Here is a 1,594-nt window from a genome sequence, read left to right on the forward strand (position 1 = left end):
GCCGCGGGCCGGGCCGTCGGTGGCCAGCACCCGCACCACGGGGTCGTCACCGGCGAGGGCGACCAGGCCGCCGTCGGGGGACAGGGCGACCGTCCGGGCGTGGACCGCGGAGGCCGGGGGCCGCGGACCGCCGGGCCCGGCGAGCGGGTCCGGGACCGCGTGTCCGGTCCCGGCGTCCCAGGCACCGCTCTCACCGGAGGCGTCGAGCGACAGCAGCAGGCCGTCCGGTCCGGCGAGCAGCGCGACGACCGCGTCGCCGTGACCCTCCAGGACCCGGCTCAGCGCCGCCGACGGTGGCCGGGTGCGCCAGCGGGTGGTCAGCGCGGGGACGCCCTGGGCGGTGAGCCGGGCCCGGGCTGCCCCGGCCAGCGCGGCCTCTCCGGCCAGGACGGCCCCGGCGAGCAGGTGTTGGGCGACCGGCGCGGTGCCGGAGCGGCGCAGGTGGTGCGCCTCGAGGTCCAGGACGCGGCGCAGCGCCTCGGGTGTCACCCCGTCCGGCGCGACGCCCGGGTGCTCCCCGTGTGGCGGTTCGCCGGCGGCGATGCGCCGTTCCAGCCCGTCCCAGAACGTCTCGACGGCCATGCGTGTGAGCCCTCCCCGGGGTCGCGTTCGGTTACCTGTCGTGGCCCCGCGCCCCATCGTTAACGCGGGAGGGGGTGTCGCCACCCGAACCGGCGGTGACCGGCGGCGAGCCCTCGGTGACCGGCGCGCGGCCCGTGGGTGTCGGGGGCAGGGGCTACCGTCCGTCCCGTGCCCGCCACCACTCGTGCCGTCCTCTCGCTCGCCGAGATCGCGGTGTTTGCGCCGCTGGTCATCGCGCGTCGCACCGCCCGGATGCTCACCTCGGGCTTCCCGCCCCCGGCGCGTGAGGTCCGCGAGTTCCACCGGATGTGGGCCGAGAAGGTCGACGGGTTCTCCCGGGCCGCGGTCGTCCTGGTCACCTCGAAGCCGGGGCCGGCGACCCTCGAGCGGGCGCTGGAGCCGATCCGCACCCGGGTGCGGGCCAACGCCCGCCGTCTAGGCTGACCGCCCGGCGAGCACTCGGGGGTGCGGTGTGACGGAGGGGACGGCGGTCCGGCGCGGACGGCGGCCGATGAGCGACCGTCGCCGCACCTTGCAGCGCCTGGAGATCTCCCGGGCCGCGATCCGGCTGTTCCGCGAGCACGGCGTCGCCGCGACCGGCGGGGAGCAGATCGCCGAGGCGGTCGGGCTGTCGGCGCGCACGTTCTGGCGCTGGTTCCGCACGAAGGAGAGCTGCGTCGAGCCGGTGCTGAGCCTGGCCACCGACGCGTTCACCGCGAGCCTGACCCGCTGGCCCGCGGGCGTCGGGCTGACCGAGCATCTCGCCGGGGACTACGCCGAGCACCCCGACGCGGGCCCGGACGACTTCGACCTTGTGCTCGCGGTGATCCGGATGAGCCGCGACGAGCCCGCGCTGCGCGCGATCTGGCTCGTCGTGCAGGAGCGGGCGGAACCGGTGCTCGCCGGGATCCTCGCCGGCCGGTTCGGCCGCGCCGCGGGCGACGTCGCCGTGCGGGTGCAGGCCGCGGCGCTCAACGGGGCGCTGCGGGTCGCGACCGAGGACATCGCCGCC

General features: G+C 77.6%; 2 protein-coding genes and 1 pseudogene. 2 read left to right on the forward strand and 1 reads right to left on the reverse strand.

Features of this window, described 5'->3' with window-relative positions:
* Nucleotides 1-582 (reverse strand): annotated as a pseudogene (locus tag NH602_RS30690) (hypothetical protein); the annotation flags it as partial.
* Nucleotides 583-750: 168 nt separating this feature from the next.
* On the opposite strand from NH602_RS30690, the gene NH602_RS30695 reads away from it, so the two are divergent.
* Nucleotides 751-1,026 carry a hypothetical protein gene (locus tag NH602_RS30695; RefSeq protein WP_251786493.1) on the forward strand — a complete coding sequence of 92 codons (276 nt, stop codon included), beginning with the start codon at nt 751-753 and terminating at the stop codon, nt 1,024-1,026.
* Between the two features lie 67 nt (nt 1,027-1,093).
* Nucleotides 1,094-1,594 (forward strand): TetR/AcrR family transcriptional regulator (locus NH602_RS30700; RefSeq protein WP_253069668.1); only part of this gene is annotated, 501 nt, incomplete at its 3' end.

Origin of the sequence: Pseudonocardia sp. McavD-2-B (genome assembly GCF_024124365.1) — a bacterium.
GTDB lineage: Bacteria > Actinomycetota > Actinomycetes > Mycobacteriales > Pseudonocardiaceae > Pseudonocardia > Pseudonocardia alni.